22 protein-coding genes and 2 tRNA genes are annotated in these 24,436 nt (G+C 59.8%); 11 read left to right on the top strand and 13 right to left on the bottom strand.

Features of this window, described 5'->3' with window-relative positions; genetic code table 11:
- The first annotated feature begins 70 nt into the window (after positions 1-70).
- From FHW83_RS11295 to FHW83_RS11280, 4 genes are all read left to right on the top strand, one after another.
- Entirely contained in the window at positions 71-1,219 is a 1,149-nt protein-coding gene (locus FHW83_RS11295) for an ABC transporter substrate-binding protein (RefSeq protein WP_218106248.1), read from the top strand.
- Positions 1,220-1,708: 489 nt separating this feature from the next.
- Entirely contained in the window at positions 1,709-2,368 is a 660-nt protein-coding gene (locus FHW83_RS11290) for a DUF4145 domain-containing protein (protein WP_176646447.1), read from the top strand.
- A gap of 195 nt (positions 2,369-2,563) precedes the next feature.
- Complete coding sequence (locus tag FHW83_RS11285) at positions 2,564-4,276, top strand: ATP-dependent endonuclease (RefSeq protein ID WP_176646446.1); 1,713 nt, start codon at positions 2,564-2,566, stop codon at positions 4,274-4,276.
- Positions 4,269-5,705, top strand: a complete 1,437-nt coding sequence (locus FHW83_RS11280; protein ID WP_176646445.1) for a UvrD-helicase domain-containing protein — start codon at positions 4,269-4,271, stop codon at positions 5,703-5,705. Before FHW83_RS11285 ends, FHW83_RS11280 begins: the two co-directional genes overlap by 8 nt.
- Positions 5,706-5,820: 115 nt before the next feature.
- Here FHW83_RS11280 and FHW83_RS11275 read toward each other — a convergent pair whose 3' ends face one another.
- From FHW83_RS11275 to acs, 4 genes are all read right to left on the bottom strand, one after another.
- Entirely contained in the window at positions 5,821-6,642 is an 822-nt protein-coding gene (locus tag FHW83_RS11275) for an IS3 family transposase (RefSeq protein WP_176646444.1), read from the bottom strand.
- Positions 6,639-6,953 (bottom strand): transposase, encoded by a 315-nt coding sequence (locus FHW83_RS11270; protein WP_028103033.1) that lies wholly within the window; start codon positions 6,951-6,953, stop codon positions 6,639-6,641. The genes FHW83_RS11275 and FHW83_RS11270 overlap by 4 nt, the downstream gene beginning before the upstream one ends.
- A 313-nt stretch (positions 6,954-7,266) precedes the next feature.
- Positions 7,267-7,357 (bottom strand) — tRNA-Ser (locus FHW83_RS11265).
- Positions 7,358-7,476: 119 nt separating this feature from the next.
- Entirely contained in the window at positions 7,477-9,462 is a 1,986-nt protein-coding gene (gene acs / locus FHW83_RS11260) for an acetate--CoA ligase (protein WP_176646443.1), read from the bottom strand.
- Between the two features lie 207 nt (positions 9,463-9,669).
- Between acs and FHW83_RS11255 the strand changes: the two genes are divergently transcribed.
- The 5 genes from FHW83_RS11255 (at position 9,670) to FHW83_RS11235 (ending at position 13,316) form a co-directional block, all read left to right on the top strand.
- On the top strand, positions 9,670-10,263 hold the full coding sequence (locus tag FHW83_RS11255; protein WP_176646442.1) for a YqhA family protein: 594 nt from the start codon (positions 9,670-9,672) through the stop codon (positions 10,261-10,263).
- 16 nt (positions 10,264-10,279) lie between these two features.
- Positions 10,280-11,809 carry a fumarate hydratase gene (locus FHW83_RS11250; RefSeq protein WP_155463529.1) on the top strand — a complete coding sequence of 510 codons (1,530 nt, stop codon included), beginning with the start codon at positions 10,280-10,282 and terminating at the stop codon, positions 11,807-11,809.
- Complete coding sequence (gene murI / locus FHW83_RS11245; RefSeq protein WP_176646441.1) at positions 11,809-12,639, top strand: glutamate racemase; 831 nt, start codon at positions 11,809-11,811, stop codon at positions 12,637-12,639. Before FHW83_RS11250 ends, murI begins: the two co-directional genes overlap by 1 nt.
- A gap of 108 nt (positions 12,640-12,747) precedes the next feature.
- Positions 12,748-12,823, top strand: a tRNA-His gene (locus FHW83_RS11240).
- A 127-nt stretch (positions 12,824-12,950) separates the two neighbouring features.
- Positions 12,951-13,316 (top strand): hypothetical protein, encoded by a 366-nt coding sequence (locus FHW83_RS11235; RefSeq protein ID WP_176646440.1) that lies wholly within the window; start codon positions 12,951-12,953, stop codon positions 13,314-13,316.
- Here the strand turns inward: FHW83_RS11235 and FHW83_RS11230 are convergent.
- Complete coding sequence (locus FHW83_RS11230) at positions 13,313-13,720, bottom strand: response regulator (RefSeq protein ID WP_176646439.1); 408 nt, start codon at positions 13,718-13,720, stop codon at positions 13,313-13,315. The genes FHW83_RS11235 and FHW83_RS11230 overlap by 4 nt on opposite strands.
- A gap of 180 nt (positions 13,721-13,900) precedes the next feature.
- Between FHW83_RS11230 and FHW83_RS11225 the strand changes: the two genes are divergently transcribed.
- Positions 13,901-14,347, top strand: a complete 447-nt coding sequence (locus FHW83_RS11225; protein ID WP_176646438.1) for a hypothetical protein — start codon at positions 13,901-13,903, stop codon at positions 14,345-14,347.
- 312 nt (positions 14,348-14,659) lie between these two features.
- Here the strand turns inward: FHW83_RS11225 and FHW83_RS11220 are convergent, their stop codons facing one another.
- The 6 genes from FHW83_RS11220 to FHW83_RS11195 all read right to left on the bottom strand — a co-directional run bounded on the left by FHW83_RS11220 (position 14,660) and on the right by FHW83_RS11195 (position 19,745).
- Positions 14,660-15,043 (bottom strand): hypothetical protein, encoded by a 384-nt coding sequence (locus FHW83_RS11220; protein WP_176646437.1) that lies wholly within the window; start codon positions 15,041-15,043, stop codon positions 14,660-14,662.
- Positions 15,044-15,183: 140 nt separating this feature from the next.
- Entirely contained in the window at positions 15,184-15,531 is a 348-nt protein-coding gene (locus FHW83_RS11215) for an energy transducer TonB (protein ID WP_176646436.1), read from the bottom strand.
- 69 nt (positions 15,532-15,600) lie between these two features.
- Entirely contained in the window at positions 15,601-15,930 is a 330-nt protein-coding gene (locus FHW83_RS11210; RefSeq protein WP_176646435.1) for an energy transducer TonB, read from the bottom strand.
- A gap of 108 nt (positions 15,931-16,038) precedes the next feature.
- Entirely contained in the window at positions 16,039-17,787 is a 1,749-nt protein-coding gene (locus tag FHW83_RS11205) for a methyl-accepting chemotaxis protein (protein ID WP_218106247.1), read from the bottom strand.
- A 337-nt stretch (positions 17,788-18,124) separates the two neighbouring features.
- Positions 18,125-19,150, bottom strand: coding sequence for a tRNA dihydrouridine(20/20a) synthase DusA (gene dusA, locus FHW83_RS11200; protein WP_176646434.1), 1,026 nt, complete (start codon positions 19,148-19,150; stop codon positions 18,125-18,127).
- Between the two features lie 28 nt (positions 19,151-19,178).
- Positions 19,179-19,745, bottom strand: a complete 567-nt coding sequence (locus FHW83_RS11195; protein ID WP_176646433.1) for a helix-turn-helix domain-containing protein — start codon at positions 19,743-19,745, stop codon at positions 19,179-19,181.
- A 44-nt stretch (positions 19,746-19,789) separates the two neighbouring features.
- Here FHW83_RS11195 and FHW83_RS11190 point away from each other — a divergent pair, with 44 nt between their 5' ends.
- Positions 19,790-20,242 (top strand): GNAT family N-acetyltransferase, encoded by a 453-nt coding sequence (locus tag FHW83_RS11190; protein ID WP_176646432.1) that lies wholly within the window; start codon positions 19,790-19,792, stop codon positions 20,240-20,242.
- On the opposite strand, the gene FHW83_RS11185 is transcribed toward FHW83_RS11190, so the two are convergent.
- Together FHW83_RS11185 and typA are read right to left on the bottom strand one after the other, a co-directional pair.
- Positions 20,239-22,458, bottom strand: a complete 2,220-nt coding sequence (locus FHW83_RS11185; RefSeq protein WP_176646431.1) for a DUF3141 domain-containing protein — start codon at positions 22,456-22,458, stop codon at positions 20,239-20,241. The genes FHW83_RS11190 and FHW83_RS11185 overlap by 4 nt on opposite strands.
- Before the next feature lie 112 nt (positions 22,459-22,570).
- Positions 22,571-24,406 carry a translational GTPase TypA gene (typA, locus tag FHW83_RS11180; RefSeq protein WP_176646430.1) on the bottom strand — a complete coding sequence of 612 codons (1,836 nt, stop codon included), beginning with the start codon at positions 24,404-24,406 and terminating at the stop codon, positions 22,571-22,573.
- Between the last annotated feature and the right edge of the window lie 30 nt (positions 24,407-24,436).

The raw sequence follows: 24,436 nt of genomic DNA, 5'->3' as shown, positions 1-24,436 counted from the left end.
GCGGAGTTTCCATTCTGCATTTCCCGGATTTTAACCAGCCGGGTCGTCCGGCGCGCACGAAAGGGCACACATGAAACGCACTTCTCGTCTTTCCCTGTTGGGACTTCTCTTTGCCGCGATGCTGTCCTCCGCCGCCCTGGCGGAAACAGGCGTCACCGCCACCGAAATCAAAATAGGCATGGCCAATGCCCAATCCGGCCCCACCGCCGGTTTGGGACAGGGGATCAAGGCGGGCAGCGAGGCGTATTTCAAGAAAGTCAACGCGGCCGGGGGCGTTAATGGACGCAAGATCGTCCTGGTCAGCGAGGACGATGGCTATGACCCGCAGCGCACCGCCACCGCCACCGAAAAGCTGATCAAGAAGGATGGCGTGTTCGCGCTGTTCGGCTACGTGGGCACGCCCACCAGCAAGGCCGCGCTGTCGCTGGTGAACGACAATAACATTCCCTTCTTCGCGCCATTCACCGGGGCGGAATTCCTGCGCGCGCCGCTGAATAAGAACGTGTTCAATATACGCTCCTCGTATTTCAACGAGATCGAACTGCAGGTCGAACGGCTGGTGACCGACGCCGGCATCACCAAGATCGGCCTGTTCTATCAGGAGGATACGTATGGCAAGGTCGGCAAGGAAGGCCTGCAACTGTCGCTGCAAAAGCGCAAGTTGAACATCACTGGCGAGGGCCACTATCTGCGCAATACCGAGGACGTTGATGCCGGGCTGGCCGCGCTGCTGCAGGCCAAGCCGGACGCGGTGCTGATGGTCGGCACCTACAAGGCCTGCGCCGCGCTGGTGCAGAAGGCCCATGCCGCCGGCTTCAAGCCGAAGTTCTTTAATCTGTCGTTTGTCGGCACCGCCAACTTCATCAAGGCGGCCGGTGAGAACGCCGAGGGCACCTACATTACCCAGGTGGTGCCGTCGCCGTTCGACGACAGCCTGCCGATCGTCAAGCAGTATCAGGCCGACATGAAGGCGGCCGGCGCCGGCGAATTCGACTACACCTCGTTTGAGGGGTATATCGACGCGGTCGTGCTGGTGGAGGGCTTGAAGAAGGCCGGCTCCGATCTGACGCGCGCGAGTTTCCTCGCCGCGCTGGAGAAGATGAACAGCAACCTGGGCGGACTCGATATCGCCTTCGGCCCGCAAGACCATCAAGGCTTGAATAAGGTGTTTCTGACCAAGGTGCAGAAGGGGAAACCGGTGGGGGTTAGCAAGCTGTGATCCTTTCGGGGAATGATGCTTAGGGGAATTTTTTCTGGCGCTTCGCGCAGCGCCTCCGGCGCGCCACCGCGTAGCGGTGGCAGTCGGACGATTCGGAGAGGGCTTTCCCGGTAGGGAAAGCCCTTCGAATCCCCCGCGCAAGCCCCGCAGGGGGCTTGCTTCTCTCCGCCAGAAATGCAAAAAGCCGCCCGAAGGCGGCTTTTTGCATTTCGAGAGGGGGATTCCCATCATCGAAAGTAGGTCTTTCGTCACTTGGTATTCATACTGGTATGCTCGACCATGCCCCGAAAGATGCCCCTTCCCGAGCCGAAGGCAAGGTGGCAAATCAACTTTAATGCGCAGTCCACCGTTAGCGGACTAGCCTGTCACGAGCACCAGGCGTCACTTGAAGGAAGGTGTTCCTTTGGTTACAAAGTGAGAGTTTTTCATTCCAGCAAGCTGGTATCCTGAGCTTTCCAGTGCTAGATAGATAACGACTTCCGCGGCTTGATGAATCAACAACTTAAAAAACGATTCAACGACTTGGAGCAGCAGGCGAAAGCTATTGCTGCCACTCAGACTACCAAACATTCTTCGTATGAGTCAGCATACATTCATATTGACGAAGACCTGATTCTTGGATGGTGCGTAAAGGCCCGGCACCTGATTTCCACAATATGCGGAAAAACTTCTGAGCACTTTAAGTCATTTGTGGAAGCCGAAGAATCCCAATCTTACGAGGACTCCCCCACGCGCTTCAAGCGCGTCGTTAGCGTCTTTCTAGCTGCCAAAGAAGACTTCGAAGGTGGTTACCTAGTGAGCTATCGTAACTTGGTCCAGTCAGAAGTATTCGCGAATGAAATTGAACAAGCCGATGAGCTGGCGCGTGGCGGCTACTACCTTCCTGCGGCAGTAGTTGCAGGCGTGGTCCTGGAGACCGCGTTGAGAGACCTTTGCATACAGAATGGCATAGCGATAGGCAAACTTAGCAAAATGAACGATGACCTTGCTAAGGTGGGCCAATACAATAGCCTTGTACATAAGCAAATTACAGCCTTGGCCGGTGTCCGCAATAGCGCTGCGCATGGGAAAACTGATGAGTTTCAACTAGAAGATGTGAAAGCAATGATACGAGATGTCGAGCGGCTTCTGGGAGTATGGTTGAATTGAACAGAGTGATTCTAGCGCCTAGAGCAAGAGGCTTGCAAACAGACTCCCAAAAGAGGCTTATCTAGCCCGTTGAGGCCGAAGGCCGACCTCGGCCACAAATGTCCCACACCAGTTACGACTCATTCGAGCATCCACTTCAGAGTTCAGTATTCGTCACTGTCAGGTAAAAAAATAAATCTAGTTTGAGAGGGATCGATGAAAATCAGAAAAATATCGGTCAAGAATTTTCGTGGAATAAAAGAGCTTGAGTGGTGTCTTCCAACTGAAGACATTTTCTGCTTGATCGGAAAGGGTGATTCGACCAAGTCCTCAATTTTGGAGGCGATTAGATACGTCTTCTATCCGCAATGGAATCTGCACTTCAGTGATTCGGACTTCTACATGTGCAATGTGGAAGAATCCATCGTCATTGAAGTCTCTATCGGTGAGTTGGTAGAGGAATTCTGTTCGTTGACGAAGTATGGACACTGTCTGCGCGGTTGGGACGCCAAGAAACTTGTGCTCCACGCAGAACCAGATGACCATTTGGAACGGATTCTAACTGTGAGGCTGACGGTAAGTAAGGATCTGGAACCGAAGTGGCAGGTGGTGAGTGATAGTAAGCCTGAAGGTATAGATTTCAAAACGGTGGACCGAAACAAGGTTAGCGTTGGCCTCATCGGCGCCTACAGTGAAAAGCAGCTTTCCTGGGCTAATGGAACCGCGCTCGCTAAGCTGACAGAAGCACAGAGCTTGAATGAACTTCTTGCGAAGACTTCACGAACGGCCCGCTCCTCACTTGATGCAGACAGGGCCTTCACCTTGAAAAATTTTGATGCAGCTGCCGTGAAGTCGCAAGAGGTTGCGAAGGAGCTTGGGGTCCCTGTTCATGATGCCTATAAGGCTCACCTCGACATTAATTCAATCAACCTGAAGGTTGGGGGACTCGCTCTCCACGATGGAGAAATCCCACTGCGGCAGTTGGGTTTGGGGTCACGCAGAATGCTCTTATGTGGCATTCAAAAGATGGGACTGGAAGACGGTCACGTCACGCTGTTTGATGAAGTGGAATTTGGGCTTGAGCCCTACCGAATCACGCGACTAATTAAGCATGTTAGGGACGACAGGCGCGGACAGTATTTTCTGACCACGCATTCGCCAATCGTTCTACGAGAATTTACTGTCAGAGAGCTTTATATAGTTCACAACAAAGCCGGGATGGTGCAGATCATTTCTGCTGCTGATGAAAGCCTCAAAGAGCACGAAGTTCAAGGCAAGATCAGATTGAATGCGGAAGCTTTCTTGGCGAAGAAAATAGTTGTCTGCGAAGGCGCCACGGAAGTTGGTTTCCTGAGGGGTTTCGACGATCATCAAATTGAACTAGGCAAAGATTCGTTTGCCTATTATGGTGTTGAACTTCTCGACGCCAAGGGAGGGGCGAAGGTCAAGGCGCTAGCGAAAGCATTGAAGTCTCTTTGCTATGACGTGTCTGTGCTCGCAGATGCTGATGCCCCAGACCAGTTCTCTCCAGCAGACGAGGCCGAGCTGATAGAGCTTGAAATCCCAGTAGTGGTATGGAGTGAAAAGCAGTCGCTGGAAGAACGGGCTATTCAGGATTTACCTTGGAGTGCGATTCAAGCGAGCTTGAAACTTGCGCAAACTGAATTCGCCTTCCCAGTGCGTGATCACGTTTTGGCACGGCTGACAGTGAAGATGGAGCTGGACAAAAGTACGGACAACTGGGTTGATAGCGCGAATCTGAGAAAGGCCATCGGCATCGCGGCCAAGAAGTCTGAATGGTTCAAGAGCATGTCCAAAGGTGATCTTTGGTTCAAGGCGATTGCCCCAGCATGGAAGACTGCCGAATTTGCCAAGAAGGATTTAGCCATCAAACTAAACAAGTTCTGGGCATGGGTAGAACATGTCTGATGAACTCGCGATCACGCTGAGTAGGTGCACTACGAAGGGCTATGTCATTGCCCCTGCTGGCTTCGGTAAGACTCATTTGATTGCATTGGCGGTCAAGGCTGCCGGCCATCGTCAACTAGTTTTGACGCATACATTTGCAGGCGTGGCTTCTATCAAGACCAAGATGAATGTCCTTGGTGTTCCTGCCTCAAAATACCATGTCGACACCATTGCCAGTTGGTCGCTGCGACTTTGCCTCGCATACCCCCAAACGTCAGGGTGGAACATCGAACATCCATCAAGTAAGGAATGGGAAAAGCTTTATGTGTGCTGCTCGAAATTGCCAGGGAAAGAGTTCATCCGCCATATTGTCAGGTCTACGTACTCGGGTGTGTATGTGGATGAGTATCAGGATTGCTCTGACCTCCAGCACAGTTTGGTTTTTGAACTAGCGCAGTTTATGCCATGCCGCATCTTGGGCGACCCGTTGCAAGCCATCTTTGATTTTGGTGGTGGTGGAAAGCCTGTAGATTGGGATCTCAAAATCTTTCCTCACTTTGATTGCTTAGGTAAATTAGAGATACCGCACCGGTGGAATAATGCGGGTGCTTCTGACCTCGGAGCCTGGCTCAAAACTGTGCGAAAGAAATTGGAACTTGGTCAGCAAATTGACCTTCGAAATGGCGTGCCTAGTTGTGTGAGGAAGATCTACACCAAACCAGAATTCTTAGGCACTAAGCAGTATTCAACATTGTCTAGTTTCTTGGGGCATGACACGTCGGTGATTGCTATTCATGGCGGGGACCAAGAGTCGAAGAACAAGACGCATCTCTTGGCTAGGACGATGGCTGGTCGCTTTTCTTCAATTGAAGAAGTTGAGGGGAAGGCACTTTTCTCGTTCATCAATAAATTTGAGAAAGCGAAAACGGTCAAGGATGGCTTCCTATGTGCCTTAGACTTCGCCAAGAAGTGTTTTACTGGCGTGGATAAATCTTTGGCTGCTAGTACGAAGAATGGGGAGATCGCAAAACAAATCAAAACCACCAAGTACCCCTCGATATTAATCGCCGCGAATGCCTATCTCACATCGCCATCGGCCTTCCACCTAAGGGCATTCTTTCTTGCGTTGAGAGCTTGCCCCGAGACGTCGCCATACCGACGAGACTTACTGTATCGTTTCCTGAATGTATTGAAACTCCTGATTGACGGTGAGGCGAATACTTTGATAGAGGCGGCGAATCTATACCAGCGTGATCTCAGACACACAGGAAGACCTATTCTCCACAAAAAATTAATCGCCACTACACTACTGGTAAAAGGGCTTGAGTACGACCATGCGGTAGTGCTTGATGCCGATTCACTTGGCACCAAAGATTTGTATGTCGCAATGACTCGTGGATCGAAATCGCTCACGCTTATTTGCAGCGGCATGGGGCTTCCAGGCAAATAGTCGCCCAACAGGTTACAGTCTAGGTGCTTGCAGAGCAAGTCAGTCCACTCGTTGCTGAGGAGCACGGGGTCAGATCTCACATTCGGATGTAATGACCCAGCGGTTCCTGCTCAACTTAAGCCGCTAACGCAAATGCCTCAGCGGGCGTTTTCATCCCCAGCGCTTGATGTGGGCGCTGGTTGTTGTAGAACCCGATCCAGCCAGCGATGACCCGGCTGGCGTGCTGCAAACTCTCGAAGCGATGACAGTGAACGCATTGCTCCTTCAGCGTTCGAATGACCCGTTCCACCATGCCGTTCTGCTCCGGGCAATGCGGCGTGATGAATTCCTGCCGTAAGCCATAGCTGCGTACCAACCTGGTATAGCTGCGGCTGGTGAAAACCAAGCCATTATCTGAGCGCAGCAAGAATGGCGCCGTGACCCGGCCCAAGGTGCCATAGCGGGCAATGAGGGCCTGCTCCAAGGCCGCCTCCGCCGTTTTAGCTTTGCCCGAGCGGGACAAATGCCAGCCCAGCAATTCGCGGGTATGGCAATCGATCACCAGGGCTAGCACCGCCCAACCATCACGACCGGCCCAAACTCGACACATATCGGTCGCCCAGCGCTCGTTCGGAGCTTTCGCCACCGAAGGCAAGGCTTGGACACGCGGTCGAAAGCCAACAGGCCGCTTCTTCACCTGCCAGCCACGCAGCTGAAAAATCCGCTGTACCGTGTTCTTGTTGAAGCCAAGCAGGGCCGCGACAGTTCGATAGCCGAACGATGGCTCCTCATTGATCATGGCCTTGATTGGTTCGGCAAACCGTGGCTGTACCTTAGGCGCAGCCTTGACGGCCTTGTAGTACACAGTCCGGCGCGGCATCTCAAACCACTGGCACAGCTTACTGATCGAAACTTTGAAACCGTCTTCTGCTAGTCCCTGGCGGATCGCTTCGATCACTTCTCTTCCTCGCCCAGCAGGGACGCCAGCTTTTTTCGAGCACGCAGTTCAAGCATGGCCTCGCCGTATGCTTCCTGGAGTTCCTTGATCTGCCGCTCATACTGCTCGCGGACATCCAACGGCTTGGCCCGCAGGGCGTTCTCCATGCCGCGCTTGGCTTCATCGACCCATTCTTCGATCTCCGAAGGCGGCATATCAAAGGCCCGGCTAGCCTCGGCGACTGTCGTCTTGCCTTGAATGATTTCAGTGACCAGCGCTGCCTTGCGCTTCGCAGTCCAACGTTTTACTTCTTCTTCCATGACCATGCTCACGTGATGTCCTTTCAGTATTATCACCTGAGCAGGAATTCACTGGGTCATTACACGGACACGCTTGATATACTTTTGATTTGGCTCAATGCACGGTGTATGTTTGTATGCTCAGGAATAGTGCTTGTGGGAATTTTTGCGGGCGCTGCGCGCGGCGCCTCCGGCGCGCCACCGCGTAGCGGTGGCAGTCGGACGATTCGGAGAGGGCTTCCCCGGTAGGGGAAGCCCTTCGAATCCCCCGCGCAAGCCCCGCAGGGGGCTTGCTTCTCTCCGCCAGAAATGCAAAAAGCCGCCCGAAGGCGGCTTTTTTCAATTCTGGCGGAGAGAGGGGGATTCGAACCCCCGATAGGCTATTAACCTATACACGCTTTCCAGGCGTGCGACTTCAACCACTCATCCACCTCTCCAGGTCTTCCCTAACCTCGGGAAGCGCCGAATTATAGCAAAGATTCCGGGGAGTACCAACATTATTTGCCACGACGTCATCCTCCCCGCATTGGGTTCCCGCCTGCGCGGGAACGACGCGCTACGACGCCTCTTTCAGCTGCTCCAGAATCGCCGGATTCTCCAACGTCGACACGTCCTGCGTAATCACCTCGCCCTTGGCCAGCACGCGCAACAGGCGGCGCATGATCTTGCCCGAACGCGTCTTCGGCAGGTTATCCCCAAAACGAATCTCCTTCGGCTTGGCGATCGGACCAATCTCCTTGGCCACCCAGTTGCGCAACTCCAGCGCGATCTTCTTGGCATCGTCGCCAGTCGGACGCGCCTGCTTCAGCACCACAAACGCGCAAATCGATTCGCCGGTGGTGTCGTCCGGCTTGCCCACCACCGCCGCCTCGGCCACCAGCGGATTGGCCACCAGCGCCGATTCGATCTCCATCGTGCCCATGCGGTGACCCGACACGTTCAGCACGTCGTCGATACGGCCGGTGATGGTGAAGTAACCGGTGTCCTTGTTGCGGATCGCGCCATCGCCAGCCAGGTACATCTTGCCGCCCAGCTCCTCGGGGAAGTACGAGGTCTTGAAGCGATCCGGATTGTTCCAGATGGTGCGGATCATTGACGGCCACGGACGCTTGACCACCAGGATGCCGCCCTGCCCGTTCGGCACGTCATGCCCCGACTCGTCGACGATGGCGGCCATGATGCCCGGCAGCGGCAAGGTGCACGAGCCCGGCACCATCGGGGTCGCGCCCGGCAGCGGGGTGATCATGTGGCCGCCGGTCTCGGTCTGCCAGAAGGTGTCGACGATCGGGCACTTTTCGCCACCCACTTGGGTGTAGTACCACATCCACGCTTCCGGATTGATCGGCTCGCCCACGGTGCCCAGCAAACGCAGCGACGACAGGTCGTAGTTCTTCGGATGCACTTTCGGGTCCACATCCGAGGCCTTGATCAGCGAACGAATCGCGGTCGGCGCGGTGTAGAAGATGTTGACTTTGTGCTTGGCCACGGTCTCCCAGAAGCGGCCAGCGTTCGGATAGGTCGGGATGCCTTCGAACACCACCTGGGTCGCGCCCACCGCCGTCGGGCCGTAGGCGATGTAGCTGTGACCCGTCACCCAGCCGATGTCGGCGGTGCACCAGTACACGTCGGACGGCTTGATGTCGAACGACCATTTCATGGTCAGCGCCGCCCACAGCAAATAGCCGCCACTGGAATGCTGCACGCCCTTCGGCGTGCCGGTCGAGCCGGAGGTGTAGAGGATGAACAGCGGGTGCTCCGCTTCCACCCACTCCGGCTCGCACTCGGCCGACTGGCCGTCGACCAGCTCGTGCAGCCACAGGTCGCGCCCTTCCTTGAAGGTGATGGCGCCGCCGGTGCGTTTGTAGACGATGACGTCCTTGATGGTGTCGCAGCCGCCCAGTGCCAGCGCCTCGTCGACGATGGCTTTCAGCGGCAGGTGTTTGCCGCCGCGCAGTTGTTCGTCGGCGGTGATCACGGCCACCGCGCCGGCGTCGATGATGCGCTCCTGCAGCGACTTGGCCGAGAAGCCGCCAAACACCACCGAGTGCGTCGCGCCGATGCGCGCGCAGGCCTGCATCGCGGCCACGCCTTCCACCGACATCGACATGTAGATGATGACGCGGTCGCCTTTCTTGATGCCGCGCGCTTTCAGGCCGTTGGCGAATTTGCAGACTTTTTCGTGCAGTTGTTTGTAGGTGACGTGCGTGGCCTTGCCGTCGTCCGCTTCAAAGATGATGGCGGTCTTGTCGCCGTTGCCGTTCTGCAGATTGCGGTCCAGGCAGTTGTACGAGACGTTCAGCTTGCCGTCTTCGAACCATTTGTAGAACGGGGCGTTGTCTTCGTTCAGGGTGCGCGTGAATGGCTGCTTCCATTCGATGTGCTCTTTCGCCAGCCGCGCCCAGAAGCCTTCGTAGTCGGCCGCCGCCTCCGCGCACAGCGCGTTGTATGCATCCATCCCCGATACCGCCGCCTGGGCTGCGAACGCCGCCGGTGGCGCGAAGATACGGGATTCTTGTGGTCCTTGGGTAGTAGTGCCGCTCATGGTGTCTCCAATGTAGTAATCGTTTGCTATCAACACTAAACGTTATCGCTTACTGCGCCCTTACAGCCATGCCCGTCCCCGGCGGAGGATGGCAAGCCGACAATTTTACCAATTTTTCATCAGCAGCTACCGATGCGGTCGCCCGACAGCGCGTGTAGAATATCGGCAGTCTTCATAGTCTGCCTCATTTTCAGGAGTTTTGCCGTAATGACTGAGCCCAATCCGAAGCTGCGCCCCCTGCCCGCTTTTATCTTCATGACCCGCTGGCTGCAGTTGCCGTTGTACCTCGGCCTGATCCTGGCGCAGTGCGTCTATGTGTTTCATTTCTGGGTCGAGCTCAAGGACCTGATCGGCGCCGCCATGGGCAACGAGGCTTCGCTGCAGCACATCTTCCAGGCCGTCGCCGTGCCCGGCGCGCCAGTGCCGGAAAAGCTCAATGAAACCACCATCATGCTGGTGGTGCTCGGCCTGATCGATGTGGTGATGATTTCGAATCTGCTGGTGATGGTGATCATCGGCGGCTACGAGACCTTTATCTCGCGCATGAATCTGGAGTCGCATCCGGACCAGCCCGAGTGGCTGTCGCACGTGAATGCCTCCGTACTCAAGACCAAGCTGGCCATGGCCATCGTCGGCATTTCGTCGATCCATCTGCTGAAAACTTTTATTAACGCTGCTTCGTACAAGTCCGAAGTGATCGCGGCGCAAACCGTGATCCACGTGGTGTTCCTGCTGTCGGCCATGGCCATCGCCTACACCGACCGCCTCACCACGCTCACCCACAACGATTCCAAACACTAACCTCCGCGAGAACACCATGACCATCATAAAGCAAGAAGACCTGATTGAATCCGTTGCCGCCGCGCTGCAGTACATCAGCTACTACCATCCGGCTGATTACATCGAGCACCTGGCCCGCGCCTACGAGCACGAGCAAAGCCCGGCCGCCAAGGACGCCATCGCGCAGATCCTGACCAACTCGCGCATGTGCGCCGAGGGCAAGCGTCCGATCTGCCAGGACACCGGCATCGTCAACGTCTTCCTGAAGATCGGCATGGGTGTGCGCTTTGAAGGCTTCACCGGCACCGTCACCGACGCCGTCAACGAAGGCGTGCGCCGCGCCTACAACTACGACGACAACAAGCTGCGCGCCTCGATCGTGGCCGACCCGCACTTCGACCGCAAGAACACCAAGGACAACACGCCGGCCGTGGTGCACATGGAGCTGGTGGAAGGCAATACCGTCGACGTCAAGGTCGCGGCCAAAGGCGGCGGTTCGGAAAACAAGTCGAAGATGATCATGATGAATCCTTCCGATTCGCTGATCGACTGGGTACTGAAAACCGTGCCGACCATGGGCGCCGGCTGGTGCCCGCCGGGCATGCTGGGCATCGGCATCGGCGGCACCGCCGAGAAGGCCATGCTGATGGCGAAAGAAGTGCTGATGGAAGACATCGACATGTTCGAACTGAAGCAGCGCGGCCCACAGAACAAGCTGGAAGAACTGCGTATCGAACTGTGCGACAAGATCAACGCGCTGGGCATCGGCGCGCAAGGCCTGGGCGGCCTGACCACGGTGCTGGACGTGAAGATCATGATGCACCCGACTCACGCGGCCTCCAAGCCGGTCGCCATGATCCCGAACTGCGCCGCCACCCGCCACGGCCACTTCGTGCTGGATGGTTCCGGTCCCGCCTACATGACCCCGCCACCACTGTCGACCTGGCCTGATGTGTCGTGGGCGCCGGACACCGAGAAATCCAAGCGCGTCAATCTGGACACGCTGACCAAGGAAGAAGTCGCCTCGTGGAAGCCGGGCCAGACCCTGCTCCTGAACGGCAAGATGCTGACCGGCCGCGATGCAGCGCACAAGCGCATCCAGGACATGCTGGCCAAGGGCGAGGAACTGCCGGTGGACTTCAAGAACCGCGTGATCTACTACGTTGGCCCGGTCGATCCGGTGCGCGACGAAGTGGTGGGCCCGGCCGGCCCGACCACCGCCACCCGCATGGACAAGTTCACCGACATGATGTTGGAGAAAACCGGCCTGATCGCGATGATCGGCAAGGCCGAGCGTGGCCCAGCCGCGATCGAGTCGATCAAGAAGCACCAGTCGGCGTACCTGATGGCGGTGGGCGGCTCGGCTTACCTGGTATCGAAAGCGATCAAGCAATCGAAAGTGCTGGGCTTTGCCGACATGGGCATGGAAGCGATCTACGAGTTTGAAGTGGTCGACATGCCGGTCACCGTGGCCGTCGATTCGCAGGGCACCTCGGTGCACAACACCGGTCCAGCGGAATGGAAGGCGCGCATCGAGCAGCTGAACGTGCCTGTCGTGACCGCCTGATGCACATCGCCCGCTCTCCCGGCGCCCCCATCGGCGTCTTCGATTCCGGCGTGGGCGGGCTGTCGGTGCTGCGCCACATTCGCGCGCAGTATCCGGCCGAGGACCTGATGTACTTCGCCGACTCCGGCCACGCGCCGTATGGCGACAAGACCGAGGAGTATGTGGTCGAGCGCGCGCTGGCGGTGACGGAGTTCCTGTTGTCGCAAGGCGCCAAGGCGCTGGTGGTGGCGTGCAACACCGCCACCGTGGCCGCCATCAAGGCGGTGCGTGCGCGTCATCCCGAGCTGCCGGTGGTGGGCGTGGAGCCTGGCCTCAAGCCGGCCGCCGCCGCCTCGCGCAATGGCAAGGTCGGCGTGCTGGCGACCGCGCGCACGCTCAAGGGCGAGAAATTCCTGCAGCTGCGCGAGCAGATCAGCGCGGCCACGCGCGCCGAGTTCCTGCTGCAGCCGGCGGTGGGCCTGGTCGATGAGATTGAAAAAGGCGATCTCGATGCGCCGCAAATCGGCGCCATGCTGGAACGCTATGTGGCGCCGCTGCTGGAGCAAGGCGCCGATACGCTGGTGCTGGGCTGCACCCACTATCCCTTCGTCCGCGGCGGCATCGAGCGCGTGCTGCACGCGCATCAGCGCGACGACGTCACCCTGATCGATACCGGCGACGCGGTGGCGCGCCAGCTGGGCCGTCTGCTGGAGGCCGGCAACCTGCTGCGCCAGGCCGGCGATGGCCAGGCCACGCTGCGCGGCTACACCACCGGCGACGCCGGCGCGCTGGCGCAGGCGTTTGCCGATTTGCTGGGATTGCGGCAGCCGGTGGAAAAGGTTGATGTTTAGGCCACGGGCAGGTTTCGAAAAAAATGCTGTAATTAAATTTGCAGGAATCGAAACTGGCTTGTATAATTCTGGCTCGTTGTTCAGCACTAGTTGAATAACAAAACAGCGGTGGCTGTAGCTCAGTTGGTAGAGTCCAGGATTGTGATTCCTGTTGTCGTGGGTTCGAGCCCCATCAGCCACCCCAAGAATTAAGTGAAAAGCCCAGTCTACGACTGGGCTTTTTGCGTTTTCAAGCCCACACATTTGACGCAGCTCCAGTGCCGAACAACTCAGCGGGCTACGCTGGTTCCCAACTCTTAGAGGAGGCCGCCATGCGCCCCATGAGCTTGGTTGACAATCAATCGTATCAGCCGGAGGATCAGATTATGGCTACGAACACCGAATCCACCGACACGGCAGTCAATGACCTCACGCTCACCGTGAAAGTCATCGAATCCAATTACGCCACCAAGGAAGATTTAGCGATCCTGAGCGGCGAGAACAAGGAAGCGCTGGCGGTCACGAACGGCAAGATTGATCTGGTCGCCAACAATCTACAGGCGTTCCAAGCCCAGGCTTTACAGACCTTCGCCACCAAAGCCGACCTCGCCAACATGCTGTACCAGATGACATGGCGCATGGCAGGCTTCACGCTCGTGCTGATCGGCACCATGATTACGGCCACGCGCTATCTTTAAGCGCGCCCCGCCGCGCGCCGGGCTTTGATTTGCGCGCCGATCTTGTCCAGCGTGTCCATCACCGTGCCCGGGTTGAAGGGTTTGACGATGTAGCCCTTGGCGCCATTGCGCAGCGATTGCTCCACCGTGACGCGGTCGGTGCTGGCGGTCACCATCAGCACTTCGGCCTCCGGCTGTTTGACACGTATCCAGTTCAGCAAGCTCAGGCCATCGCCGTCGGGCATCACCACGTCCAGACAGATGATGTCGGCGCGAACCGAGCGCAGTCGCAGGCGCGCCGACTCCGCCGTACCCGCATCGCCCACCACATCGTAGCTGTCGCCCTGGATGATCGCGCGCAGCAGGTCGCGCGTCATTTCGTTGTCGTCGATGATGAAAACGCGTAATCCCTGGTGCGCTGGCATCTGTCCCTCCCCGGCTGTCACGCAGTCCACTATAGCCGAATGAGCGCCCCCACCGTTACAACTTTTTGATGCCGGTTATTGCCCGTTGGAACTAGATTAACGCTACAATGGAACGGTCGTTTGCATCCCAATGCAAGCCAGCCACACCTCTCCGTTTATCCCCTGAATTCGAGCAAGTATATGTCACAAGATAAACCCATTACTGAAGTCAGCACCTATGGCAAAGACACCCCTGTAGGCCGTCCTGATACCGATGGCCGCGCCGCCGTGTTCGTTCCCACCGACTCCTTTGATGCCGCCAACAACGCCAACATCCGCCTGGGCGCCGGCATTGTCGGCTTCGGCAATCCGGACGGCACCCTGACCGTGTATTTCGAAAGCAACCGCTTCGACGAGACCAGCCTGCACAAGTGGGAGAACAAGGCGCGCAAGGCCTACGACCGCATGGTGATGGGCGCGCCGACCGTGTCCAAGGCCAAGCTCAACGCCAATATGCTGGAGCAGATCGGCGTCATCGACGGCATGGGCATCCACCTCAAGCAACCCGAGCGCCTGGAGCAATGGCTGCAGCGCGCCAACGCCATGGATACCGCCCCGGCCGGCCCGGTCACGCTGTGGAAGAAGTAAGTTGTTAAAAAGATAGAAGACGGGCATTAGTCCTACACCGCGTCGGACGTTTGGCTGATGCCGGAAACACGGGCCCTGGACTATTCTGGAGACATCCCACTCCCCTCTCTCCAGGAGCCCGTCATGGCACGCTATCTACATATCGCATTTGGCGCCTTGCTGATCACGCTGGCCGGCGCTTCCGCTTACGAATTATGCTCCGAGAACGTGCTGAGCAAGGCTTCCATCTACGTGCTGCGCTAACCGGCCCGCCCATGAAAAAATCCCGCCGCGCTGGCGCGCTGGCGGGATTTTTCGTATGCGCCGACCGGATCAGCGGTGACGGTAGTAACCGCGCCCGCCCCAACGGCTGCCGCAGCACCAGCGGCCGAACGAGAAGTCGAGGCCGATCGATACTGGCGGGTAATAATAAGCCGGGGCCGGCGCATAGTAGACCGGCGCCGGCGCGTAATACACCGGCTGGCTGACGTAGGTGGTCGTGGTGGTATAGCTCGGCTCGGTGCTGTAGCTGACGCGCGACGGCGGCAGTTTCTCGGTCCAGGTGCCGGACTGCGTTTGCGCGCCGGCCGGCAGCACCTCGACGGTATGCCACTCATACGGATTCTGTACCCGCGCCTGCGTGTAGTAGGCGGGACGCTGCGTCGCGCAGCCAGTCAGCGCCGCCAGCGCGGCAACTGCAACAACGATGGTTTTCATGGCGGTTCTCCTCATTCCAGATCGTACTATATAAGGAAGCGCGACGCGGTACGCGAGCCATTACAGTTTATTACACTCGCAAAAACAAGCGAAAAAAAAGGAACCGCGCGCGGTTCCTTTTTTCTGCTGCCGGTGCCGGATCAGTCCAGTTTCCAGGCGTAGTCGACCTTGGTCCAGGTCTCGGCCGGCGCGCCGTCCTTGGTGCCCGGCTTGAACTTGCAGGCGCTCAGCGCCTTGATGGCGGCCTTGTCCAGATTCTTGAAGCCGCTGCTTTTATCGACTTTGGAATCCGCCACGCTGCCATCCGGCTTGACCAGGAAGGACATCGATACCGTGCCCTGCTCTTCATTCATCAGGGATGCCTTCGGGTACTCGGCCTTGCAGTTTTTCGCATCGAAACTGGCTGGAACTTCGGCGGCAAACGCCACCGGGGCGCTCGATACGAGCACTGCTGCGATCACACTCAACCAACGCTTAGTAGTAGACATCTGATTTCCCCAAAGTGTAAGGATCTATCCGGCAGGCAGGCCACGCGCGCGCGGCCTGTTGAAGACTAATTACAGCTTCCAGCTATAGTCGACCTTCGTCCAGGTCTGGGCCACGGCGCCATCCTTGGTGCCCGGCTTGAATTTGCAAGCGCTCAGCGCTTTCAGGGCCGCCTTGTCGAGGTTTTTGAAGCCGCTCGATTTCTCCACTTTGGATTCCACCACGTTGCCGTCGGCGCCGACCAGGAAGGCCATGGTCACATCGCCCTGCTCTTCGTTCATCAGCGAGGCTTTCGGATATTCGGCTTTGCAGTTTTTGTCGCTCAGCGAGGCTGGCACTTCACCGGCGAAGGCGCCCGAAGCGATGGACAGGATGACGGCGGCGAATACAGACTTGTTCATAATGCGATTTCCCAATTAAATTGTTATTAACAACTGGTTAAACGAACTCCACAGCGGGCCATGGGTCCACAAGGGCGGACGGCAGACTGCGGCAAATTATCGTACTGCTTAAAACTCTTCCCACTCATCGCTGCCGGCCGAGCTGGCCGCCGCGACTTTCTTCGGTTTGGCGGCCGGTGCGGGCGCTGGCTTGGCGGCCAGTTTCTTCACAGGAGCGCGGGCGGCGGTGATCGGCTTGACCACGGCTGCCTTGGCGGCGAAGGCCGGCGCGGCGATCGCGGCGCGTTCCTCACCTTCCACCAGCTTGAAGATGCTGACCACGCGAGCGAGCTCGCCGGCCTGATCCTGCAAGCTTTGTGCTGCGGCGGCGGCTTCTTCCACCAGCGCGGCATTCTGTTGGGTCATGCTGTCCATCTCGATGATGGACTGGTTGACCTGGGCAATACCAGCGCTCTGTTCCTGGCTGGCGTTGGCGATTTCACTCATGATGTCGGTCACGCGGCGCACCGAGGACACCACCTCGTCCATCGTCACGCCGGCCTGGCCGACCAGCTTGGTGCCGGCGCCGACCTTCTCGACCGAGTCGTCGATCAGCGCTTTGATCTCTTTCGCGGCGGCGGCGCTGCGTTGCGCCAGGTTGCGCACTTCCGAGGCCACCACGGCGAAGCCGCGGCCTTGTTCGCCGGCGCGGGCCGCTTCCACGGCGGCGTTCAGCGCCAGGATGTTGGTCTGGAAGGCGATGCCATCGATCACGCCGATGATGTCCACGATCTTCTTGGCCGAGGCGTCGATCGAGCTCATGGTGTCGACCACTTCCGACACCACCTGGCCGCCCTTGACCGCCACATCCGAGGCGGCCGAGGCCAGCTGGTTGGCTTCACGGGCGTTGTCGGCGTTCTGCTTCACGGTCGAGGTCAGCTGATCCATGGCCGACGCGGTTTTCTCCAGCGACGAGGCCTGCATCTCGGTACGCGACGACAGGTCGACGTTGCCGGCGGCGATTTCACGCGAGGCGGTGCCGATGGTCTCGGTGCCGGTGCGCACCTGGCTGACGATGTCGCGCAGGCTGTCGCGCATTTCGCGCATTTCCGACACCAGGCTGTCCTTGGCGGCGCCGGAGGTGTCGATCGAGATCGACAGGTCGCCGTTGGCGATGCTGCCTGCGATCGAGGCGGTGTAGTCAGGCTCGCCGCCCAGCTGTTTCAGCAGGCCGCGGGTGATGACCAGCGCGGCGGCCACCGAGATCGCCACGGCCAGCAGGCCCATCACGATCATGAAGGTGCGGGCGCTGGAGAAGCCATTGGCCGCTTCCACCTGCATCTGCGCGTTCATCTTGTCTTCCAGCGCGCCCAGGCGCTCCAGACCCTCGGTCCATTTTTTCTGCGCCGGGCGGATTTCCTTCACCAGCACGCGGGTCGCCTCTTCAGGCTTGCCCGCCAGCCACAGCTCGGACGCCTTGGCGATGGCCGGCATGGCTTGCGCTTCCGCCTCCTTGATGCTGCCCAGCAGCGCCTTCTCTTCCGGCGTGGCTTCCACCGCGAATTGCGCGCTCAGCTTGGTCTGGAAGCCGGCGTAGGCGGCGGCCAGCTCCTTGTTGCGGTTCATGTCCTTTTCCATGTCGGCCGGGTCGGCGATCAGGGTCAGCACGCGCAGCGAGTTGACGCGCTCGGCGACGTTGTTGCGCATGTCCACCACCAGGCGCGAGACGACGTTGTTCACGCTGATCACGTGATCCAGACGATCCTGGATTTGTGCCATGCGTGCGATACCCACGGCGGTCACAGCCACCAGGAACAGCAGCACCAGGGCGAATCCGAGGCCCAGGCGAGTACCGACTTTCATTTTTGCTAAATTCATTTCGTCTTCTTCTTTAGTGACACTGTTGATGAAGTTGCCGTGGATGACGCGTCTTGTGGAAATGCCATCCAAACAAAACCCTTGCTGCTAAGTAATAAGCCATGACAGTAGCAAACAATGACTGCGAATGCAAAATTTGCAGCTCCACCAGCAGCCAGCATGTAGTTTTTTGGTCCGCGATACACCACGAAAGACGGTGGATATGTGTGTATATTCAGGAATTATAGATGCAAATTTTGCCTCAAAGCAAGCAATTACTGCCTCAAAAATACGCAAACGAACTTTCTGTAGGGAAATCCCGACAGTCCCGTGGATTGTTTGCAAAAAAGAGGAAGTTCTACGCAGTAATACGTAGACGCGCCGCGGCCTCGAGCAACAGATGGGCGTCGCCGGTGGCGAGCTTTTTGGAATCCGACAGGGTCTGGCGGAAGGCGCGGGCGCCGGGCAGGCCGGTCATGATGCCCAGCATGTGGCGGGTGATGGAATTGAGCTTCAGGCCCAGCGCACCGTACTGGGCCAGCTGCGCCTGAATGTAGGGAATCATGGCTTCCAGCACCTGTTCGCGCGTCTTGGGCACGCCGCTGTCGCCGTAGTAGCGCTGGTCGAAGTTGGCCATCATGAACGGGTTGTGATAAGCCTCGCGGCCCAGCATCACGCCGTCCAGGTGTTTCAGGTGCTCATCGATCTCGGCTTCGGTCTTGATGCCGCCGTTGATGATGATTTCGAAGTCAGGGAAGTCGCGCTTGAGTTGGTAGGCGTACTCGTACTTGAGCGGCGGGATCTCGCGGTTCTCCTTGGGCGACAGGCCCTTCAGGATGGCGTTGCGCGCATGCACGATGAAGGTCGTGCAGCCGGCCTCGGCCACCTTGCCGACGAAGTCGCGCACGAAGTCATAGCTTTGCACATCGTCGATGCCGATGCGGTGCTTGACGGTGACGTCGATCGAGACGGCGTCGCGCATGGCTTTCACGCAGTCGGCCACCAGTTGCGGCTCGGCCATCAGGCAGGCGCCGAACGCGCCCTTCTGCACGCGCTCGGACGGGCAACCACAGTTGAGGTTGATCTCGTCATAGCCCCACTTCTCGCCCAGCCTGGCGCCGGTGGCCAGGTCGGCCGGATCGCTGCCGCCCAGCTGCAGCGCCACCGGGTGCTCTTCCTCGTTGAAGCGCAGGTGGCGCTCCACGTCGCCATACACCAGCGCGCCGGTGGTCACCATCTCCGTGTACAGCCAGGTGTGCTTGCTGATATGACGATGGAACACGCGGCAGTGGCGGTCGGTCCAGTCCATCATCGGCGCGACGGACAGGCGGCGGCTTGGCACTACAGCGGCTTGGTCGGCGGTCGGCGGCGTGATGGTGGTCATGGTGACTATGTGTAGAAAGGGGTCGACATTATAACGCAAAAGGCAGGGTCACCAGCCCGACCAGGTAGCGCGCCGGCGTGGCGCCGGGGTTTTCATAGGCGATGTGCTGGCCCTCGCGGAAGGCCACGCAGTCGCCGGCTTGCAGCTGCCATTGCTGTTCGCCGGCCGTGACGTGGATGGCCCCCTCCAGCAGCCACACCTGCTGGTAGATGTCGGCGCTGTGCGGCGATTGCTCGTACGACACCCGCCGCCCCGGCGGAAACACCACCTCCACCAGTTGCAGCGGCGAACGCACGCCCGGCGACAGCTGGCGCCGCGTGTAGCCGGAGGCCGGATCGGTCCACACCGGCTGCTGCGCGCGCGTGCTGAGCGGCGACGGCGCCGCCTCTTCGGCGGCGAACAGCGTGGCCAGCGTCACGCCCAGCGCGCCGGCCAGCTTGTCCAGCACGGTGGCGGTGGCGCTGCTCTCGCCGCGCTCGATCAGGGAAATATTGGAACGGCTGACGCCGCTGCGCTCGGCCAGCGCCGCCAGCGACAAGCCGCGCGCGTTGCGCAGGGCCAGCACGCGGCTGGCAATGAGTTGATTGATGTCCATGAAATCCATTATACTGGATTTACCATCCAACAAAATGACATATCATGCCCATCGCCTTTGAAACGCCGGACCAACCCGAGGTCCACGCCCTGATCGCCGAACTGGACACCTATCTGCTGGATCTTTACCCGGCGGAATCCGTCTACGCGCTGGACGTGAAGACGCTGTTGCAACCGAATATCCGCTTCGCGGTGGCGCGCGACGCCCGGGGCGCGGCCATCGGCTGCGGCGCCGTGGTGCTGACCGGAGAATATGGCGAGATCAAGCGCATGTACGTGCGCCCGGCCGCGCGCGGCGCCGGCACGGCGCGCCAATTGATGGATTTGCTGGAACATACGGCGCGCGGCGCCGGCTGCCCGGAACTGGTGCTGGAGACCGGCCCGGCCAATCCGGAAGCACTGGCCCTGTACGCACGCCACGGTTTCGAACGCTGCGGACCGTACGGCGACTACCCGGACGATCCGCACAGCGTCTTCATGCGCAAGCCGCTGAATTAAGCGGCGGTATCGCCCTTCTTCTTGCGCACCACCGCCAGCTTGGGCGAGGCCGGGCCGAAGATGGTGGCGATGCGTTCCAGGCGCGCGGCGGCGTCGCCGGCCAGCGTGCCGGTGGCGCCGGCCACCTGGCGCACGATGCCCAGCGCTTCCTGACGCGCCTCCGGCGCTTCCGGCAGCAGCAGCGGCAAGTCGTTCAGCGCCGCCTCCTCGTTCACCTGCAGCATCAGGTACTGCTCGCGCAATATCTTCTTCAGCAAGGTCACGTTCATCACCTTGTCGTCCGAGGTGCGCAAATGCAGTTGGCGGATGGCGGCGAAGGCGCGCTCGTCGGCCGCGCTCATTTCCGGACTGCGGAAGATGTACAGCAGGGCGCGGATGATGCCCTCGGTCACGCCGCCCTCCTTGGTGCGCAGCGCCAGCGCCGCGCGTTGCGCGTTGGTGGCCGCCTCGCGCGCGATGTCGCGGCCGATACGGCGCGGCTTGCCGCCATCCGTGCTCAGGCCCACCAGCGCCTGCAGCAGCGGCGAGCCGTACACGCCGAGGAAGAGGTTCTCGGTGGCCTGGTCGCGCGCGTCGCGGTAGCGGTCCAGCGCCTCGACGATCTGCTTGGACCACGCCTCCTGCATCTGCCAGAACACATTGTCCCGGCCCACCGGACGGCGCTCGGCGCGCACCTTCTCGGCCAGCGCCGGGATCTGGTTCAGCAGCGGATTCTTGCTGGAGAACGCCGTGTAGCGCATGCGCAGCGGATGCGCCTCGCGCAGGCGCTCGGCGCTGGCCTCGGTCACCATGGTTTTCACGATCGGGCTGACGAAGGTCTGGTACAGGCCCTTGTTGATTTCCGACACCCGCGCCACGGTGGCGAAGCGGCGTTCATCCTCGACGTCGTTGCCGCCCAGCGCGCGCAGCGCGTCCAGGTTGCGGCGCTCGAAGCGCATCACGTAATCGCCGGCCGCCAGGTCGCCGGCGGCGATCTCGGCCTGCAGCATCTCCTCATCCTTGTCGAGGAACACCGCCTCGTACAGGCCGGGCGGCATGATGTCGATCATGTCCATCGCCGCCGTGAATTCCTCGTGCTCCTTGTTGGCCACCGAGGCCGAGACGAAAATGCCCAGGTGGCCTATGCTCTGGTGCATGGAATAAATGATGGTCTGGCCGCCGGCCACCAGCGCCGCGTCGTCCTCGTACAGATCGAGCACCCAGCCCAGCGCCTGCTGCGGCGGCGTGATGTCGTCGCCCCACGAGCAGAACACCACGATCGGCGACTTGATGTTGCGCAGGTCGATGCGGTGGCCGGCGCTGTCCAGCAGCGCGGCGTCGCTCAGGCGGTTGCCGACGAACAGCGAGTCGGCGATGTACTGCATCTCGCCGGCGTTCAGCAGCACCGGATTGCCCCACCATTTTTCGAACTCCAGGAAGCGCTGCGCCTCGGTATCGATTTTGGAGTAGACGTTGTAGTTCTTGCTCCAGAAGGTGTTGGACGGGTTCATCTTCTCGAAGTTGGCGACCAGCTGCGCGCCATCGAAGATGCCATTGCCGAGGTCGCCCGCCAGCGCCGTCATCCAGGTGCCGCCGAGGATGCCGCCCAGGTAGCGCAGGGGGTTCTTGCCACGCACGCCGGCCCAGTACGACAGCGGCGCGCCGGCCAGCACCAGCGGCCCGACCAGGTCGGGATTCAGCGCGCTGGTCATCATGATTTGCCAGCCGGCCTGGCAGTTGCCGATCAGCGCCGGCTTGCCGTCCGCCTCCGGATGCAGCGCCGCCACCTTGGCGATGAACTGCGCCTCGGCGCGGCACACGTCCTCGATGGTCTGGCCCGGCACGGGGTGCGGCAGGAAGCCGACGAAGTAGCACGGATGCCCGGCCTTGAGCACCACGCCGATCTCGCTGTCATGCTTCATGCCGCCGATGCCGGGACCATGGCCGGCGCGCGGATCGAACACGATGAAGGGACGCTTGGTGGGATCGGGGGTGATGCCGTCCGGCTGCAGGATGTGCAGCAGGCCGTAGTTGACGGGACGTTCGAGGTGACGGCCATCCATCACCACTTCGAACTGGAAAGTCAGGACGTGGGGCGCGGTCTGTTCGGCGCGGTGGTTGCGCTCGTTGCCGCGTTCGCGCAGCACGTCCATGAACAGGATGGAGCGCTGGGTGGCGTCGATCCAGTAGTCGGTTGCCTGCTGGGCAAGGTTGAAGGGATTAACGAGCCAATTCACGTGAGCCTCCGATGCGTTGATGCTGCCACGCACAAAAGTACCCCAGCGACAAGGAAAAGGCAAATGAAAAAAGCCGCCTTGCGGCGGCTTTTTCTGCACTGGCGGGCGGGGCTTACGCGCCTTCGCGCGAGGCCTTCTTGCGCTCGTGCTCTTTCAGGTAGCGCTTGCGCAGACGGATCGATTTCGGGGTGATTTCCACCAGCTCGTCGTCCTCGATGAACTCCACCGCGTATTCCAGCGACATCTGGATCGGCGGCACCAGGCGCACCGCTTCGTCGGTGCCCGAGGCGCGCACGTTGGTCAGCTGCTTGCCCTTGATCGGGTTCACGACCAGGTCGTTGTCGCGCGAGTGGATACCGATGATCATGCCCTCGTACACCGGGGTGTTGTGCTCGACGAACATGCGGCCGCGATCCTGCAGCTTCCACAGCGCGTACGCAACCGCCGCGCCGTCGTCTTGCGAGATCAGCACGCCGTTGCGGCGGCCGGCCAGTTCGCCCTTGGTGGTGTCGACCGGCGCGTAGGCGTCAAACACGTGCGACATCAGGCCGGTGCCACGGGTCAGGGTCATGAACTCGCCCTGGAAGCCGATCAGGCCACGCGCAGGGATGCGGTATTCCAGACGCACACGGCCCTTGCCGTCCGATTCCATGTTCTGCAGGTCGCCGCGACGACGGCCCAGTTCTTCCATGACGCCGCCCTGGTTGGCTTCTTCCACGTCCACCGACAGCATCTCGTACGGCTCGTGACGCACGCCGTCCACCATCTTGAACACCACGCGCGGACGCGACACGGCCAGCTCGAAGCCTTCACGACGCATGTTTTCCAGCAGGATGGTCAGGTGCAGCTCGCCGCGGCCCGATACTTCGAACACGGTGTCGTCGTCGGTCGGCAGCACGCGCAGCGCCACGTTCGATTTCAGTTCTTTTTCCAGACGGTCGCGCAGCTGGCGCGAGGTCACGAACTTGCCTTCGCGGCCGGCCAGCGGCGAGGTGTTGACCATGAAGTTCATGGTCAGGGTCGGTTCGTCGACGGTCAGCATCGGCAGCGCTTCCGGCACGTCCGGTGCGCACACGGTCGAACCGATGCCGATTTCCTCGATACCGTTGATCAGGATGATGTCGCCGGCGACGGCTTCGTCCACCAGCACGCGCTCCAGGCCCTTGAAGTTCAGCACCTGGTTGATGCGGCCCTTGGTCGGGGTGTCGTCGGGGCCGTTCAGGAACACCACGTCCATGCCTGGCTTGACGCGGCCACGGTTCACGCGGCCGATACCGATCTTGCCCACGTAGGACGAGTAGTCCAGCGAGGTGATCTGCATCTGCAGCGGGCCGTCCGGATTGTCGTCACGCACCGGCACGTACTTCAGGATGGCGTCGAACAGTGGCTTCATGTCGCCGCCGCGGACGGACTCGTCCATGCCGGCGTAGCCGTTCAGGCCCGATGCGTACACGATAGGGAAGTCCAGCTGCTCGTCGGTCGCGCCCAGCTTGTCGAACAGTTCGAAGGTCTGGTTGATCGCCCAGTCGGCGCGCGCGCCCGGACGGTCGATCTTGTTGACCACCACGATAGGCTTCAGGCCCAGGGCCAGCGCCTTGCGGGTCACGAAACGGGTCTGTGGCATAGGACCTTCCTGCGCGTCCACCAACAGCAGAACCGAGTCCACCATCGACAGCACACGCTCCACTTCGCCGCCGAAGTCGGCGTGGCCCGGGGTGTCGACGATGTTGATGTGGGTGCCTTCGTACTCAACCGCGCAATTCTTCGACAGAATGGTAATGCCGCGCTCTTTTTCGAGGTCGTTCGAGTCCATCACGCGGGTATCGACCGCCTGGTTTTCGCGGAAGGTGCCGGACTGGCGCAGCAGTTGGTCAACCAGGGTGGTTTTACCGTGGTCAACGTGGGCGATGATTGCAATATTGCGAATTGCGCGTTTAGTATTAGACATGGTTGTATATTTGCGGAAAAACTGCGAGTG

The organism is Duganella sp. SG902, from assembly GCF_013376005.1.
Classification (GTDB): Bacteria; Pseudomonadota; Gammaproteobacteria; order Burkholderiales; family Burkholderiaceae_D; genus Rugamonas.
This window is presented reverse-complemented; position numbering and strand designations above follow the sequence as displayed.